Origin of the sequence: Candidatus Magnetobacterium casense (genome assembly GCF_000714715.1) — a bacterium.
Taxonomy (GTDB): domain Bacteria; phylum Nitrospirota; class Thermodesulfovibrionia; order Thermodesulfovibrionales; family Magnetobacteriaceae; genus Magnetobacterium; species Magnetobacterium casense.
In genome coordinates this window covers 18,312-35,177 of record NZ_JMFO01000024.1, presented here as the reverse complement: position 1 = coordinate 35,177, position 16,866 = coordinate 18,312, and the positions used below count along the sequence as shown (strand labels likewise).

17 protein-coding genes are annotated in these 16,866 nt (G+C 50.0%); 4 read left to right on the top strand and 13 right to left on the bottom strand.

Going from position 1 to position 16,866, the window contains the following annotated elements; translation table 11 throughout:
- Window positions 1-107: 107 nt before the first annotated feature.
- Complete coding sequence (locus Mcas_RS11975) at window positions 108-1,352, top strand: OmpP1/FadL family transporter (protein ID WP_040335777.1); 1,245 nt, start codon at window positions 108-110, stop codon at window positions 1,350-1,352.
- Window positions 1,353-1,448: 96 nt separating this feature from the next.
- Here Mcas_RS11975 and Mcas_RS16930 read toward each other — a convergent pair whose 3' ends face one another.
- The 7 genes from Mcas_RS16930 to rpmH are packed head-to-tail and all read right to left on the bottom strand — an operon-like array spanning window position 1,449 to window position 6,425.
- Window positions 1,449-2,840, bottom strand: a complete 1,392-nt coding sequence (locus Mcas_RS16930; protein WP_052567343.1) for a sigma-54-dependent transcriptional regulator — start codon at window positions 2,838-2,840, stop codon at window positions 1,449-1,451.
- Window positions 2,830-3,306: a ribosomal protein S18-alanine N-acetyltransferase gene (gene rimI / locus Mcas_RS11965; RefSeq protein WP_040335776.1), complete on the bottom strand. Its 477-nt coding sequence runs from the start codon at window positions 3,304-3,306 to the stop codon at window positions 2,830-2,832. Before rimI ends, Mcas_RS16930 begins: the two co-directional genes overlap by 11 nt.
- Entirely contained in the window at window positions 3,272-3,985 is a 714-nt protein-coding gene (gene tsaB / locus Mcas_RS11960) for a tRNA (adenosine(37)-N6)-threonylcarbamoyltransferase complex dimerization subunit type 1 TsaB (RefSeq protein ID WP_052567339.1), read from the bottom strand. Before tsaB ends, rimI begins: the two co-directional genes overlap by 35 nt.
- Window positions 3,986-4,016: 31 nt before the next feature.
- Entirely contained in the window at window positions 4,017-5,636 is a 1,620-nt protein-coding gene (yidC, locus tag Mcas_RS11955) for a membrane protein insertase YidC (RefSeq protein ID WP_040335775.1), read from the bottom strand.
- 46 nt (window positions 5,637-5,682) lie between these two features.
- On the bottom strand, window positions 5,683-5,892 hold the full coding sequence (gene yidD / locus Mcas_RS11950) for a membrane protein insertion efficiency factor YidD (protein ID WP_040335774.1): 210 nt from the start codon (window positions 5,890-5,892) through the stop codon (window positions 5,683-5,685).
- A 15-nt stretch (window positions 5,893-5,907) separates the two neighbouring features.
- Window positions 5,908-6,237: a ribonuclease P protein component gene (rnpA, locus tag Mcas_RS16925; RefSeq protein WP_052567335.1), complete on the bottom strand. Its 330-nt coding sequence runs from the start codon at window positions 6,235-6,237 to the stop codon at window positions 5,908-5,910.
- Window positions 6,238-6,281: 44 nt separating this feature from the next.
- Window positions 6,282-6,425 (bottom strand): 50S ribosomal protein L34, encoded by a 144-nt coding sequence (gene rpmH, locus Mcas_RS11940; protein WP_040335773.1) that lies wholly within the window; start codon window positions 6,423-6,425, stop codon window positions 6,282-6,284.
- A 167-nt stretch (window positions 6,426-6,592) separates the two neighbouring features.
- Between rpmH and Mcas_RS11935 the strand changes: the two genes are divergently transcribed.
- Entirely contained in the window at window positions 6,593-7,165 is a 573-nt protein-coding gene (locus Mcas_RS11935; protein ID WP_040335772.1) for a hypothetical protein, read from the top strand.
- Window positions 7,166-7,174: 9 nt separating this feature from the next.
- Window positions 7,175-8,836 carry a hypothetical protein gene (locus Mcas_RS11930; protein ID WP_040335771.1) on the top strand — a complete coding sequence of 554 codons (1,662 nt, stop codon included), beginning with the start codon at window positions 7,175-7,177 and terminating at the stop codon, window positions 8,834-8,836.
- Here Mcas_RS11930 and Mcas_RS11925 read toward each other — a convergent pair.
- The 6 genes from Mcas_RS11925 to Mcas_RS16920 form a co-directional block, all read right to left on the bottom strand.
- Window positions 8,833-9,555 carry a glycosyltransferase family 2 protein gene (locus tag Mcas_RS11925; protein WP_052567333.1) on the bottom strand — a complete coding sequence of 241 codons (723 nt, stop codon included), beginning with the start codon at window positions 9,553-9,555 and terminating at the stop codon, window positions 8,833-8,835. The genes Mcas_RS11930 and Mcas_RS11925 overlap by 4 nt on opposite strands.
- Before the next feature lie 248 nt (window positions 9,556-9,803).
- Window positions 9,804-11,297: an L-aspartate oxidase gene (nadB, locus tag Mcas_RS11920; protein ID WP_235203442.1), complete on the bottom strand. Its 1,494-nt coding sequence runs from the start codon at window positions 11,295-11,297 to the stop codon at window positions 9,804-9,806.
- A gap of 50 nt (window positions 11,298-11,347) precedes the next feature.
- A complete protein-coding gene (yrfG, locus tag Mcas_RS11915) occupies window positions 11,348-12,034 on the bottom strand; it encodes a GMP/IMP nucleotidase (protein ID WP_052567330.1) in 687 nt (228 codons plus the stop codon).
- Entirely contained in the window at window positions 12,021-12,218 is a 198-nt protein-coding gene (locus Mcas_RS11910) for a hypothetical protein (protein WP_040335770.1), read from the bottom strand. Before Mcas_RS11910 ends, yrfG begins: the two co-directional genes overlap by 14 nt.
- A gap of 131 nt (window positions 12,219-12,349) precedes the next feature.
- Window positions 12,350-12,613, bottom strand: coding sequence for a DUF1129 domain-containing protein (locus Mcas_RS11905; RefSeq protein WP_040335769.1), 264 nt, complete (start codon window positions 12,611-12,613; stop codon window positions 12,350-12,352).
- Window positions 12,614-12,668: 55 nt separating this feature from the next.
- Window positions 12,669-15,959, bottom strand: a complete 3,291-nt coding sequence (locus Mcas_RS16920; RefSeq protein WP_052567328.1) for a glycosyltransferase — start codon at window positions 15,957-15,959, stop codon at window positions 12,669-12,671.
- Between the two features lie 82 nt (window positions 15,960-16,041).
- Here Mcas_RS16920 and Mcas_RS11895 point away from each other — a divergent pair, with 82 nt between their 5' ends.
- Window positions 16,042-16,824, top strand: a complete 783-nt coding sequence (locus tag Mcas_RS11895) for a glycosyltransferase family 2 protein (RefSeq protein ID WP_040335768.1) — start codon at window positions 16,042-16,044, stop codon at window positions 16,822-16,824.
- Window positions 16,825-16,866: the final 42 nt, after the last annotated feature.

The following is a 16,866-nucleotide window of genomic DNA, read 5'->3' as shown; positions in this document are numbered from 1 at the left end:
TATTTCCTCCCACAAGGGGAGGTAAATCAAGATTATGGCAATGTCGCTCACACCTTCAATGAGAATTGCTAACGTTGTTGGAAAAAACATTTAGACAGGAGATTTTTATGAAGAACTTAAGACAGTCAAGTTTTATGCTATTGTTGTCATTAACGATGCTGATTTTGCTGACAACTCCGGCAGGGGTGTTTGCAATAACAAACAGCTATGAGTGGGCTTATACGGACTTTAGCTTTACCCCCCCCGGTGCACGGGCCAGTGGTATGGGCGGTGCATTTGTAGCCCTGGCCGACGATGCAACCTCTGCAATAAGTAATCCTGCCGGGTTGGCTCAGTTACCCAGGACACAGATCGCCATTGAAGGTACGTTCAGACGCTACGATACACAAATCAGGGAGTTCGTGGGCAATGATGGCAGGCCAACAACGTCTGATCAGTGGAGCGTACCGGATAATACAAACCTGTCTTTTGGCTCTTTTTCAACGAAACTGTTCAACGACTTTATTCATGTTTCGTTGTTTTACAACAGACTGGCAAACACACATTTAAAGTTTGCCTCCAACCTCAATACCAGTTATAAATATGAAGGCTTTAACAAATTATCCATCGACGAGTATGGATTAAGCGTGGCAAAGGGCTTCTTTGGAGAGACGCTGTTCATTGGTGCCGGTGCAAGCGTGGATAGCTTGGGCTTAAAGAGTGGATTTGACATAGACCAGAGCGCACGTATGCACGATCGTTCATCGGGGTATGGTATAAAGTTGGCTTATAGGGTTGGGGTACTTTACGTACCGCTGGAGATGCTTCGTTTTGGGGTTAATTATGCCAGAATGCCCGGCTTTAACTATGAAACATCCTATGCCTTGCCCCAAAGTAACGGTGGCGGTGTTTCCCTGCATAACAACACTTTCAATATACCAGATACCCTGTCATTAGGGGTTGCGGTAAAACCAGTACAGCGCTGGACTATCATTACCGAAGGCAAGTACATCAAATACTCAGATATAATGAAGGATTTTAGTGTGCCATATGCCCTGGACAACGGTAGCACGGAGCCTGCCTCGAACTTTGAAATAAAAGACCAATGGGAATTTCACCTTGGCACCGAGTATGTGTTCCCGCTCAAGGACACTCCCATTGCCATAAGGCTTGGGACATACTATGACCCTCATCATGGCTTGTATGCAAAAGAGGGGTCAAGTTTTCACGCTATAGCTGACGGTGGCGAAGATATCTGGCATTACACAGGCGGTATAGGGACGGTGTTGTTTAACCAATGGCAGATAGATGCAGCCGTGGACCTGTCCAGGGCCAAGGACAGGTATATACTGTCTATGGTCTATCAGTTCTGAGTAAAAGGTTTCGAAAGGGTTCTTTTGGCCAGGGTGGCTCACCCCTCCCCTTGCAGGGGGGTCTGAGGGGGCTAGGATACCCTTGGTTTTTGTTCCTCATTCTTTGAGTCTTCTGCGTAGGGTGCGCAGACCGATATTGAGTAGTCTGGCAGCTTTTGAGCGGTTGCCGCCGACGGCCTTGAGGGTCTCTGCTATGACGATCTCCTCGACCTGTTGCATGGGGGTACCCAGGGGGATAAAGATGCCCGAAGCAGTCTTGTCATGGAAGACGGGACGTTCTTTTTCCTCGATGTGTGGCAGCACGTGCTGGGGCAGGATCAGTTTGACCTCTGGTGGCAGGAGGATGGCAACACGCGTCATGACGTTTCGCAATTCACGGACATTGCCCTTCCAGGCCAGATGCTCGATGAGGTCAATGGTGGCAGCGGACAGGGCAGGATAGGGCGGAGCAAGGTTCATTTCGGTAAATGCCCTGGCAAGGAAAAAGAATGCCAGATAGGCAATGTCTTCGGGGCGTTGACTCAAGGGTGGCAGGTGTATGCGCAGGATGTTCAGGCGATAGTACAGGTCATCCCGAAAGACCCCCTCTTCAACGGCCTTTTCAAGCTCCCTGCGAGTTGCCGCTATGATGCGCACGTTAAAGGACACGGGGACGTCCCCCCCGACCCTGTAAAAGCGATTGTCCTCCAGCACCCTCAGCAGCCGCACCTGCAACACCAGAGGCATATCCCCGATCTCATCGAGCAAGAGGGTGCCGCCATCGGCCTCCTCAAACTTCCCCCTGCGCATGCGAAGTGCCCCGGTAAAGGCGCCCTTTTCGTGCCCAAAAAGCTCGTCCTCGATGAGTCCCTCGGGGATCGCCCCACAGTTGACGGCCACAAACGGACCATCCGCCCGTTTGCTCAGGACGTGCACGGCACGCGCAACCATCTCCTTACCGGTTCCCGTTTGTCCGGAGATGAGTATCGTCTGATTGGAGGCCGCCATTGCGGGCAGATTCTCAAGTGCCCGATACATGGCCGGTGAGCGAAACCGAAAATAGGGGCGAAGTCTGCTCACGATGGGGTCTACGAGGGTCAGGGCGGTGCTCTTGCCCTGGCTCCTGCCAAGACGCATTTCCACCATCCGGACAAATCGCTCGGGGGCTATATCGCTGTCCAGGTAGTCTTCAACACCGGCGCTGAACACCTCAATGGGTGTCTCCAGGTAATGTCCACCCATATAGTAGAAAATACCCGCCGGATTGGCGTTTTTAAAACCCTCCACAAGCATCCTCCAGTTGGCATGTCTCTGGTGCGCAATGGCAAGGACTACGTCTACGTGTATTGCGGAAATTATACCCAGTGCCTCTTGCACGCTGCAGGCCCTGTAGGTCATCCCCCCTGAGTGTATAAAATGCCTCTCTATGGCTGCCAGGGAGGCAGGGGCATCATCAACAATAAGCAGCGTTATCCCCTCTAAGTCAGGCGTATCTTTTTTAGCGTTCATTGCATCCGTGGGTATGCCCTGACAGGTTGGTGCGGAGTACCATGGTGATGGCATCCTCTGTGGGGTCTGTGTAGTATCCGCTTCGTACGGAGAGGCGTTTAAACCCAAAGCATTCGTATAATCTCAGGGCAGGTTCGTTTGATCTTCTCACCTCAAGCAGAACCTTTTCGCAGAACAGTCCATGCAATACCTCCAGGGTGCTGCCAATTAGCAAGGTGCCTACGTTTTGGCGTCTGAACTTATCATGCACGGCCAGTTTTAAGATATATGCCTCGCCAAACAACGCCTGTGTACACACATAGCCGATAACTTTATCCGCACGGGAGGCAACAAGGCAGATGGCAATGTCACTGTCCAGTTCATACACAAACGACCTCCGGCTCCACGGACTGCTAAATGCCCGATCTTCTATGCGGAGGACTGCCGACAGGTCATCCGTTGTCATCCTGCGGATTGTTGCATCCATAGCGTTGCTCTGCCTGTGATTTCGTGAGGTAAATGGGGCTTAATTGGTCGATACGGCAGACATCCCCGGTCTTTAACCTCTCCAGAGCCAGCAATCCAACGTTTATGGGTGCGACATAGGCACGGGACAGGATGGCGTTGTCGCCCAGGTGGCTGCGTATCACATCCCGGCAGGAGACGATTGCCCCACCGGTAAAGACGATCTTTCCGGGGGGGAGGTTACCGGGGAGTTCGTTTATGCCATAGATACCTGTATCGAGTAGTGTGCAAAGGCGGTCGTTCTCCCACTGAAATACGGTTGCATAGACCTCGCCCTTTCGGGCATCAAGGATGGCACACACGGGATAGGCACAGTAGAGGTGGTTGTACGACAGTGCCTCAAAGGTGGGTATCGCCACAACAGGCTTAACGGTTGCAAAGGCAAGCCCTTTTATTGTGCTCATACCAACCCGCAGCCCTGTAAACGACCCCGGCCCCACGGTCAGCGCAAATGCGTCAACATCACTGACATGCCATCCTGCGGAGCCTAAAAGGAAGTCGATAGAGGGCATAAGTCGCTCCGAAAAGGTCTTTTTCTTACCATACAGACTGATTACAACCTCACCCGCAAGCCCACTCTCCGAGTCAACGAGTGCGGCACCCCCCACCTCAGCCGATGTATCGAGCGATAGTATCCTCATCCTGAAAACAGCGGCACAGCGTGGGGGTCTGTTAGCCCGGACTAAGCATGGTGGATTCGTCGGGGGTTTTATTGATGTAAAATTGCTGGATGATGCTAAGGATGTTGCTGACAAGCCAGTAGAGGACCAGACCGGAGGGGAAGCTCAGAAACATGAATGTAAAGACAATGGGCATAAACATCATAATCTTGTTTTGCATGGGGTCCATGCTTGTGGGGGTCATCTTCTGCTGTATCAGCATGGTAATACCCATGATGATGGGCAGGATGTAGTAAGGGTCCTTGGAGGATAGGTCATGGAGCCAGAACATAAACGGTGCCCCTCTTAGCTCAATTGCCACCAGCAGCACCTTGTACAGGGCAAAGAATACCGGTATCTGGATCAGGATTGGCAGACAACCTCCCATTGGGTTGACCTTGTGTTTTTTGTAGAGTTCCATTATTTCCCGTTGCATTTTTTGGGGGTCTTTTTTGTTTCGTTCCCGGATGTCGTTCATAAGGGGCTGAACTTTTTGCAGTTTTTTCATAGACCTCTGCCCCTTGCTTATCAGTGGTATAAAGGGGATTCTTATGAGCAGGGTAAGCAGGATTATAGACCAGCCGTAGTTGCCGACAAAGTCGTCAATATACAAGAGCGCCCAGAACAGGGGTCTCGCTATGAACGAAAAGAAACCGAAGTCCACCACGTGCTCAAGGGATACGTTGAGGGTCTTGAGTATGTCAAACTTCTTGGGGCCGGCGTAGAGCAGATACTCGTTGACGACCTGAGAGCCTTTGATGCCGACAAGCATTTTTTCGTCTTTTTTCCATATCAGCGATTCCACCGGGCGAGTCAGTGGGACTATGGCGCCAACAAAGTACTTGTTTTCAGTGGCGATCCACTTTATGTTACCGGTGTGTGCCAAGGCTGCATCCATTTTCTTGTCCGTCTTGATTTCAATCCTGTCCATGTCCTGTAGGATCACAGGGCCGAGGTGTGCGCCGTAGCTGACGGCGCTGTCATCGTAGAAGTCGCTGCCCAGCGTTATGTAATAGGGGTCAAGGCCGTTGACTTCATCCTTGAGGTCTATCTTGTAGCTATTGCCATGAAACGTATATGTTCGCCTGATGTGTCTGTTGTCCTTTGCAAACTCAAAGACCACTGTTTTTGTATCGGTTGCATTGATCATGCTGCCCTCTGAGGTTGTTGTAAATCCAAACGACAGCAACGTGATTGGATTGATGGCGGATGCCGATGCGCCTTGCTCCCTGGTACCAAGTGTCATGGCGGGGACAAGGGCATCGGTCTTAAAGAGGAATATTTCGTTATTGTTGCTCTCTTTGTAGTCTTTTAATTTAAACGACTTGATCACCCCACCCCTTGAAGACAGCACGACCGTGTACAGTTGTGATTGCACCGTGAGCAATTTCTCCTCTTCCGACACCACGGGGGTGGTTGGGGACGTTGACGGAAGTGATTGAGTTGTGGAGGTGGTTGTCCCTGGCGCAGGAGTGGGGGAAGGCGTAGTCGGAGAGGGCGTTTTGTCATTTTTGGCGACCTGTTTCTGAGAGGGAGGCGGCATGTTCTTAATGCGTGGATTTACATAGATAAACTGAAATACTATCAGCACAAACACCGACAATGCTACTGCAATTAACGCTCTTTTTTCCATCTTAAAATGTTTCGCTCTTTATCGTTTTAATTATTTTAGTTCGCTCTCAACAGGGGGGGTCGTACCCGCCGCTATTAAAGGGGTTGCAGCGTACGATCCTGTACGCCGCCTTTGCGGAACCCTTGAGGGCTCCAAACTTCTCTATTGCCCCGATGGCATAGGTTGAGCAGCTTGGCTCAAACCGACAGCTTTGAGGAAACAGCGGGGAGATGAGGTACTTGTAAGTTTTTACCATAAATATCAGTAATCTTTTCATATATCAGTTCCGGTATCAGTTCCGGCGATATCTCTGCCTACCTGCAAGTCTGCCAAAGAAGATGGCCACCTCTCTGCACAAATCGGCGTAAGCGATATCACTTATCCCCTGCCGTGCTACAAAGACCACATCACATCCATTCTTAACGCTTCCAGGGAACCCTGCCGTTTCTACTGCCGTCATTGCCAGGTAGCTGATTAGCTCCCTTCTAAAGGCTTCACGCAACCGGCGCTTGACCTTGTTACGCACAACCGAGTTGCCTATGCGTCTACTAACGGCCAGCCCAAGCCTCCAGTGGTATGTATCAACGTTCAGATAACATAGCTTGAAGCTCTTACTGGCCAAGTGTCTGCCACCAGAAAAAACCTTCTTAAACTCGTACCCTTTTTTTATACTGCCAAAACCCTGCGTCCCTTTGCCCGTCTCCTTTTAATGATATTTTGCCCGGCCCTGGTGCTCATCCGCTTCAGGAAGCCATGCTTTCGCCTTCTCTTGATCTTGTGCGGATGATACGTTGTATAAGCTCCACCCATATGTCTTCTTCCTTCTGATTAAGTTTATTTTTACAAAAGATTATATTATCAGCTATCTTTATATTTTGTCAAGTTTTTTTTTAGGCTGTATGACTTGACATTGAACGCAGCAATGGTTTAAACTGTTAAATGAGGGCGAAGAGTATATTTTTTGCGAAGGTTGGTTAATGAAGGGAAAGGGATTGTATCCATATCTGGATTGGTTAGCTGAGTATAGGAGTCAGATAACAACGATTGTTTTTTTTATCTGGTTGGCGGTTGTCGTGTATTGGTTTTACTGCTTTCAGTTCACCACCGTAGCCCCAATGAAGACAGCAGGGGTTTTTGTCAGGAATTTTCAGGATAGCGATGACGGCAGTATCAATGCCCGTGCAGCACTTGCGTTTGTCTTCTGGGCGGCAACGTCGGGGATATTTGTTGTTGGTTTTGTCATATACGCCATTAAGTTTATCTACAACATATTAATGGGGGTGATATATGGTGCGGTACCCACAAAGGTGCATAAACTCGTTACGCCCATTGTGTTTCTGATTGCGATGTGGCCGTGCTTCAGGTATCAAGAGCAGATTAAGACGGCATATGTGGTTTTATACAGAGAGGGTAGTGATATCGTCAGATTGGCCGGCGGGTTCGATCTAAAAATAGATATGAATCGTTATAGGCCTGAGGCAAAAGATGAGAGTGAAACCTCCAATGGTGAGCATAAAGGCTTGGTATCCAATGAAGCGATGCGTCAATAAAGACCGTTAATGGTTAAATTTATCGCCATTGTGCTTTGTTCATTTGCGCTGTCCTGGTACATATTCAGTGTCTCTCTGGACGCCCGGTGGTATATAATAGACGACCACGAAATAATGAACTTCCTGGGGCCGGATAAACACATCTCGCTATTGGACACACCGCTGCTGATAGAAAAAACGGAGATCGTAAACTTGGAAATCCACCCGCGCTACCGACCCGCTCACTGGTTGATTGTGATCCTTCAGAGCTGGCTGTGGGGGGATAACCCATTTGCCTGGTACCTGTTTAAGATGATGGCGTTTACCCTGTTTGTGAGCGTATTCTGGTGGATATCCAGTTACTACGCAGGGATTGTTTATGGCGGGATATTTACGCTTTATGTGTTATCGCAGACATATTGGGTTGACATCTGGACGAAACTGGGAGCACCGGAGGTAAACGCCGCATGGGGATTGGCTTTGTATGCAGCCGGATTTTTTGCCGTCCTGAAAAACGGCGCCAATGACGATATTGACGTCAAACTTCCCGGCATCCTCTACTGGATGCTAATGACGGCGGGGGCTTTGATTGCCATGGGCAGCAAGGAAAACTTCTTAATCATCCTGTTGCCTCAGACCTGTCTGCTGCTGTATCTGCTTGTCAGGGGCAAACTGGATTCCAATGCCAGGTTTTTTGGCAGTCTCATCATAGGCTTTGGACTCTTGATGGCTGCCGTGATAGCTTATCTTATCAAGAGACACGGGGGCAGTGATTTTTACTCCAAGAGTGCCGGACTCTCCGAGCGTATAGGGACGTTTCTGACCTACATGGATTCGCTCCTTGCAAGACTGCATCAGTGGGGCGTGGGCAATACCGTCTTGATCGTCGTGGCATCTGTCATTGCGGTACTTGTCTTTATCGCAGGCGGTATCATCTTCAGGCAAAAAGGCACCGCTGTAGCGGGCGGATATTTCTCCGCCATTTCAAAGACAACGGCATTACTAATATTGTTGGCGCTTATTGTGGCATCACAGATTATCTTTTATAACGGCTATTGGCCGGTTGACAACAGATTTGACTTTCCAGGCAAGTTGGCTTTTCCTGTTGCCTGTCTTGCCATCATCCTGGCCATTATGAAGGTCCTTGCCTCCCTTGACTTTAAGCCAAAGACCATAAATACCCTGAAGTTCATTCTGGCCGTTGTGTTTTTGGTTATTGTAATCCACAGGGGATTTGTCCCGCTGAGAGAGGCAACGGCTAAACACGTTGCAGTAACCAGGGAGTTCACCGACAAGATACAACGCCTCAGTACCATGCTCAACGAGCATCCACAAACGCCCTTGGTCTTTGAGTCTCACAACGTGTGGGACTATGAACCCATCTTTTCCGTTGAGAGGTTTCTGAGCGTCAACAAGGTCAAAAACCCTCTGTTTCTGCGCATCCATAAATCATCCGGGGCCGCCCCCAACACCAATGCCCTGCTGCCCGAGTTTGAACTCAAGTTGGCCCGACAACTGCACGACATCTCCGTCAGAGGCAGCTTGCCAATGAGAGAGACGGGACAGTTTACCAGGTTTATCAGAAATCAGTTCTTGCCACTGAGCGTCTTAAACGACTCACAACCCTGCTTCAGCATTGGCTTCTCCGGTGATTCATCAGGCACCTGCAAGTACCTGATGCGCATCTTTTAGGCAAGCAGACCGATACGATACCTTAGCAGTTGAAAGATGGACTGTACTGCCCCTGCCACGATCTTTTTGGTGGCGGTGGTGCCTTTCTTTCTCTCTGTACAGGCAACCGGCACCTCCAGTATCCTGAGTTTTTTCAGGCAAGCCGTTGCCGAAATGGCCACGTTAGGCGCAAAGATGTCCTCGGGGAGCCTGTAAAAGCAGTCTGTAAAGGTGGTGCTTCTCATCAGTCGGTAGGGGGAGTTGACGTCAACGATTCCGGAGCCAAAGAGTACGCGTGCAAGCCCCCTTGAGGCAAGGGTGATGGCGTTGCGTGTGGGGTGGACATTGCGACCTGTTCTCTTGCCAAGCAGGATATCGTAGTCCTGTCTCTGCTGCCACAGCGTGTGGAAGTAGGCGGGGCTGATTTCACCGTCCGAGTCCGCCTGGAACAACCACTGCACAGTGCAGTTGTCGCGATACCCCTTGAGGATGGTTGCCCCGTGTCCCGTGTTGGCCTTGTGGTGGGCAATTATCCGGCCATCTGATTGTGACATCCGGTTGATGACCTCTCCGGTGCCATCCCGTGAACCGTCGTCATAGACGTGCAACTGAAACACGATGCCAAGTGCATCCAAGGTGCCAAGCCAGCCCTCAAGTACCCCGCCGATAAGCCCCGCCTCGTTATATACCGGCATGATAACCGATAACTCTACCGCAGAATTTGTCTCTTTTCTATCCATCGTATATAGCCTCCCTTCTTTTTTTCTTAGGGTGAACTATTGTTATACAGTATCTTCTTTATATTTCATGGTAACAACGCTTTCACGCATCCTGGATTCCTGGTCAAGCCAGGAATGACACACTTGAAAAACGGCTGTAACTGTCATTCCTGCGAAAGCAGGAATCCATGTCTTTAAACCATAAAGTTAATTTACCATGCTTTTTAAAGAGGATACGTTATACATGTTTATGCTCTCTTGCTTAAGAATTATGGGGGTGCAGGGCAATCGCTGCGGTAGTGGGCACCTACGCTGTTGTCCCTGCGCAGGGCGGCATTGGCGATCAGGCAGGCGACCGCTAGCATGTTTTTGACCTCGTTGTCATAGCGCGTTGCATATGTGTCTTCAAGGATGTGTTCCCACTTCCTGAGGTTATCGAGTGCCTCTGACAGCGACTGTGCAGAGCGTATGATGCCAACCTTATCCCACATGACCTTTCTGATGGCCTGTCTGATCTCATCGGCGTTTTCTATCCTGGTTCTGCAAAGCGGCAGAGTCAACGCTGATTTTGTGATGTCTACCCTGTGGTTTGTGGTATCCAGAGCAGCCGTGGCCACCCTGGCTCCAAAGACGAGTCCCTCCAGGAGGCTGTTGCTGGCAAGGCGGTTGGCCCCGTGGACGCCGGTGCAGGCCACCTCGCCGGCTGCAAAAAGCCCCGCTATCGAGGTACACCCCCACGTGTCCGTCCTGACCCCGCCCATGAGGTAGTGTGCCGCCGGAGAGACCGGTATCAGCTCGGTTGTGATGTCAATGTCGTACTTGAGACACGTCCTGTATATCCTGGGAAAACGCCACTTAACGTATTCGGATTCTAAATGCGTGATATCCAGATAGACGTGTCTGGCGTTAGTGCGCTGTATTTCGGCGACAATGGCCCGTGAGACTATATCGCGTGCGGCCAGCTCTCCTTCGGGGTGATAGTTGCGGGCGAATTGCTCTTTGTGGATGTTCCTGAGTATGGCGCCCTCCCCGCGCAACGCCTCACTGAGCAGAAACTGTGGCGCCAACGGAGCAAAGAGACTCGTCGGATGAAACTGGACAAACTCCATGTCGGCTATGTCGGCCCCTGCCCTGTGTGCAACGGCAATTCCGTCGCCTGTGGTAACAGCCGGGTTTGTCGTGCGCAGGTATACCTGACCTGCCCCACCCGTGGCCAAAACCGTCGCCCGTGCCAGTACCGCCTCCACCTGACCATCCCTCAACACGTATGCCCCATAGCACCTGCCATCCAGTACAACCAGCTCCAGAACAAAGGCAAAGGAATACTTGTTGATTTCTGGCATATTGCGTGCCTTGGTGATCAGCACACGCTCTATCTCCCTGCCGGTGGAATCGCCATGGGCATGGAGTATCCGGCGGCGTGAATGTGCCGCCTCCATCGTAAAGGCCAACTTGGAGCCACTCCTGTCAAACTCCGCACCCCAGGAGATCAGTTCCATGATGCGCTCCGGCCCCTCATTGACAAGCACTCGCACGGCTTCTTCATTGCACAAGCCATCGCCGGCCTTTATTGTATCGTCAAAGTGGATGCCTATTGTGTCTTCGTCGCTGAGGGCGACGGCTATTCCCCCCTGCGCATACTCCGTAGAGGATTCCCTGACCTCGTCCTTTGTGATAACGTAGACGCTACCGCCGGCGGCAAGCCCTATCGCCGCACGAAGACCCGCCACTCCGCTGCCAATGACAAGGTAATCTATCTCCACAACTCGCATATTTTAACCGGGGTGCCGCATGTTACCTTCTCTGCAGACATCTACGGCAGGAGTTCACTAAAGCTGTCGATTGACAGATAAGGTTGACTACCCTGGGGACTGTTTATGGGGGTATGGCTCCTGGAGTTAGGCATGTTTTTGACCAGGACATATCGTATGCCGTAGCTGATGGCACTGTCTATGACCTCCGGCGTGTCATCTATAAACAGGGTGCGGTCTTTGTCAAAGCCGAGCGTTTTCTGCGCATTTATCCAAAAACGTGCGTCCTCCTTGGGATACCCCATGTCAAATGACGCTATGACTCGGTCAAAGTACCGCCCAAGCTCGGTCTTTTTCATCTTGATAGCAATAGTCTTGTAGTGGGCATTGGTTGCCAGGATAACTTTTTTACCGGCATCTCTGAGGGCCATCAGGAAGTCCTCCACGTGCGGATGGGTTTCTATCAGGTGTCGTATTTGCTCCTTCAGTGCGGGGATGTCAAGGTGTAGTTGTTCAGACCAGAAATCTATGTCCGTCCAATCCAGCGTCCCCTCCACTGACTTGTACTTGCTAAAGAGCAACTCCTTGGCACGACCAAAGGTCATGGCGTGTTTTTCGGCATAACGCTCGGGCACCAGATGTCCCCAGAAGTAGTCGTCAAAGTACTTGTCCATAAGCGTGCCATCCATGTCAAGCAGCACGTGTTCAACCTTACCCCACAGCGCTGTCTTTAACTCAACAACATCCATCGCTTTTTAGAACAATGCTGCCATCCAGCACATCAACCAGCAAATCCGATGACCTCATTTGTACGTTTGGGAGTTGAATCTCCAGGAATGTTTCTGTTTCGTACCCGGTAAGGATTTTTAGGAATTTTGGTGGAACATTCTTTATTATCTCCTTAAGGAGCTTATCATATGTCTTATGCATCATAGGGGTTTCTCATATCCTTATTTTTTCCACTCGTCTACTATTTAAGCATAGCATTTTTCAGGCTCTTTTACAACTGACCATGTAACCAACACTCTTATTGTTACATAACCATTGACCCAAAATCAATATCCTTAGCGCCTTATCCCAAAGACGTAAAAAATACGCAGCCTGTTTCCAATCTTTCTCAAGACGTCCCTCAACATATAAAGGTAGTGGAAGAAATAGAAAAACCTGTGCATAACGTAAGCTGTAACAACATACACTATGCCCGGTGCATTGTCGGCATATCGTCTGCTGAATAGCCCCAGAAACCTGTACAGGATGGTTATCATTATCAGTCCATTGACTGAGCATCTGTTTAGGTCATAGTTGTTTTTATAATAAGATTTGTCCATCTTCTTTATGCCTGGGGTCGCTGACCCCCTTTTATGCCTGGGGTCGCTGACCCCCCTAAAATTTCCTTAAGGCGTCAAAGATTCTGAATATAAAATTGCCTCCTGGCAATCCCAAAGACTTAACGGTACCGTATCTCCAGTTTGACCAACGAATCTTCTTTTTAAACTCCGAGGGACTAAGCAGAATCCTCTTGCTGTGTATCTCGTCTGCCCGAAGGCTCATGACGTTTTCATAACCAAAATCCTCGGAGTGTTTGAGGTTCATCAGATGGGAGAGTTCTTCCTTGTCTGGAAATGCCACAGCACGTTCGGCCATGGTCAGGATAAATGGCTTTATATCGTCAACGGTGTATCCCGTGAGTTTTACCGCCTCTATAAACTGCTTTGTAAAGGCGACAGCGCCGCTTTTAATGCTCTGTATTTTTTCGTTAAACTCGATTTCTTCTACCCTGTCAGCCGAGGAATCCTCTTTAAAGACAGGGCTTACGAGTTTACTGACGGGGTCCTGGCAGTATCCCACGGTGGTCGGATGCAGTGCCCTGGCCCCCTCCTCAAACAACTCCTCAAAGCGGCTGAAGATATGCTCTGCGGGGTTGTTGTTACGCTGGTCGTAGAGTATACCGAGGATCGTGTTTTTTTCGTAATCGAATGCGTGCCTGATGCCGTCACAGAATCCTAGGTATATGCCATAGACGTGGGGATAATCGCCCCGCTTGCTGAAGGCATCCTGGACGAATTTCTGTATGGTGGCGTTCCAGCCGATGTCAACAAAGGCAACCGATTCGCCGTTAAAGAACCCAATCTGTCGCAAGTAACTCCGCAGAAGTTTCCTGTTGCCCCGGGCGTACCTGATGACGCCGCGTTGGAATCGCTCATCCTGTAGCAGATTCATAAAACGCTTGTCCTGCCAGGCATTTATTGGCTGTCTCAATTCGGTAAAGCCATACCTGCGGGCAATTTCAAAGAACTCCTCAACGGGCAAACCATAGACGCTAAATAACGAATAAAGCCCCTCCTGCTTGGGATTAAAAAACGGCAAGACCGCCTTTTCAAAGGTAAGTCCCCGATAAACTGAGGCCAGTGCAGTAGACTTTCGCGTCAGGTACACATACTCTGTCGGGGGAATTTCCTCAGCGGTAAGGAACTCAGGGGCAGCGAGCTTAAACAGCTCATAGAATAGCTCACCCTCTCTGGCAAGAAAAAAGGCCTTCTTGATCTTATGCAGTTTGATGGCAGATACCACCCCGTAGACAAAGGTTGCATAGACGGGGCCAAGAAACGAAAATCCGTATTGGTAAAAGAAGTCACTGTTGCCCGCCCCCGGACGTATTATCTGCAACAGGTGCCTACCACGCCAGTAGGGGGTCTCTGCGGCAAAACGATGGTAGGTCAGCAGGGCGTATTTTCTCTTGTGGTAATCGAGGTCAAAGAGGTGTATGGTGTTTATCCCCAGACTTGCCGGTATTCTGAAGTCCGAGTGTGTGTTATCCCCAACATGCAGCACCCTTTCAGGGAAGGTCTTCTGAGCAAACAAGACCTGTTTGAACAACCGTCCCGAGTGCTTGCCAACCCTGCTCTCCGATGAGACGTAGATACAGTCAAAGAACTCCATGATAGCCTTGTCTTCAAATATGGCCTCTATGTATTGTCTGTCCAGGTACATGTCGGATATGGCTATTATCAGCTTCCCTGCGTCTTTGAGCATTTTCAGTATATCACGGATGCCATCTTTTACGTACAGAACCTTCTTTTCCACCTCGAGTTCGGTGCGTATAATGGCATCAAACAACTCTTTGTCGTCACCGCCTGTCAACTCCCGTACCATCCCTCTTACGATATTACTGTAGGAACACTCGTAGTCCTTACCCTCGGCCAGTGAGCTGTGTCTGAGATGTGCCTCTACCTTGTTTCTGAGGTTTGAGAAATCCACCGGTGATAGCCCGATATCTCTCAGCTTATTTATATTCCGGCAGGCAAAGCGGCTGACTATCTCTTTGACCTTATCCGGAGGCTCTACGACCCGCTCCAGGAGCGTGTCAAAGATGTCAAAAGACACGATATCGACTCTGTGCATAAGTCTTTGGATATGCAATTGCAGTTTTTTTACGTCATTAACCGTTATCGTGCTGCTTGTGTAACTACCTTTTATGGTTCTCAGTGGCAGAGTCAGTGCCCTGCCCAATCTGTAACTAAAGGAGTTTCGATCTATGAAGCGTTCGTTAAACAGGTCGGTGGCATAGCGCATCATGTCGTAGCTCCAGAGCCTCAATTCTTCGTAGGCCATTTTAAGGGCCTGGAGTCTTTCAAAGAACTCGTTTGCCTTGACCTGGAATTCGATCTGCTTTCTCTCGGCCTCTTCCTTGCACAATTGACTCTGTGCCTGCCACTGCAATGCCCCTGCCTGCCACCTTTGTGTCTCTGTCTGCCACTTATGAGCCTCTGCCAGCGACTTGACGTTTTCGGCGTGCCACTTATGCGCCTCCGCCTCCCACCACCTGGACTCCACCTCTGTCTTTGCGAGGCTGTCTTGTAACCTGTGCCTGACTGTCCGAGTGATGTAGCGTCTTATCTTGTTGACATGTTCGATGGGCGTATGTATATCATCGCCAAATTGCTCTTTTATGGCGTTCTTTAAGAAGTGAAATGTCTCCAGGTTAGCCACAAGGGGGTCCTGGAGGATCGCATTGTGGCCGTGTAGGCGGTAGAGCATCAACTGCGATTCTGTCAGATAGGCAAAGGCCTTTTCGTTATGCCTTATGGCCCTGTAGGCAAAGTCATAGTCCAGGGTATACTTGCGTGCCCTAAAGGGGCCAATATCGCTGACAAGAGAGGTCTTAAAGAAGAAGTTTGAGGTGCTGATCGTGTAGTTTCCCGCAAGCAGGGCCTTCAGTGGTGATTTTGTCTGCCTGTAGTGTGATTTAAGCCCATCATACCATTGATTCCACCAGTGTTCAGGGTCGGTGATCAGGTCAGAGTTTTCGTCTATGAGGCCTATATCCGTTATGATAAAGTCGAGGTTGTCCTGCAGTGAGAGTTCCACCAGCCTCTGGAGGCGATTACAGTGATAGACATCGTCGGAGTTTATTATGCTGATGTACTGCCCTTGTGCAATGGCAATGCCACGGTTTATGGCACCGTGAGAGCCGCTGTTTTGTTGATACTCGTACCTGATCCTCGGGTCGTCGTATTGCAGCACACGCCCTTGTGTGTTGTCGCTGGAGCCATCGTTTATTATTATCAACTCCAGCTCGGTATATGTCTGATTCAACACACTCTCCACGGCTTCTTCGACAAAAAGCTCGTGGTTATATGCAGGCATCACGACGCTAACAAGGGGTTTTAACATGAACTACCATCCTTTTTATATATTATAGGATCGCCCTGGTGTTTTTCAAGGGGCGTTTCATGTTAGACTATAGATACATTTTATGGACAACAGGATTAAGGTATCATTTGTAATACCTAACTGGAACCAGGGTCAGTTGCTGAAGGAGTTGGTTGAATCCATAGACGCCTCCGTGGGCGAGCTGGATAAGGAGATCATCGTCGTCGATAACGCCTCGGTTGATGGCAGTGAGGGGCTTGTTGTGGGCGCTCACCCGCACGTCTTCTGGATATCGAACAAGGTAAACGAGGGCTATGCAAAGGCAACAAATAAGGGTGCATGGTTATCCACGGGGGACTTTATTTTTCTGCTCAACAACGACGTAGTGTTGCAGCCCGATACGGTTATCAGGTTGCTTGAATGTCTTGATACTCATCCCCAGGCCGGTGCCGTGGCCCCGGTGCTGTATTATCCGGAGGGCGGCCTGCAGATAACCTGCCGGAACTTTCCCTCACCGATGGCACTGGTGCTTGAAAAGATGCAGATTGCAAGGATTGGCCCCTTCAGGAAGTGGAAACTCACCCATAAGGAACACCTCTGTTGCAACACGGTCTTGCAGCCGATGGCCTCGGCGCTTCTGATCAGGCGACAGTGCTGGCAAGAGGTCGGGGCACTGGATGAGCGTTTCCCGATCTTCTTCAACGATGTTGACTGGTGCTACAGGCTGTACAAGAAGACCAAACACGTCATCATGCTCTGTCCGCAGGCCACGGCGGTTCACCACGAGGGCGCCTCCATCAAACGCCTCGGCTACAAAAAGCGCATCGAACTCCTCAGAGGACTATCCACCTTCTACCTCAAGCACTACCTCAAACTCATGCAATAGGACAAACCAGCTTCCAGCCTCATACTTTAAGGCAAGAAAGAA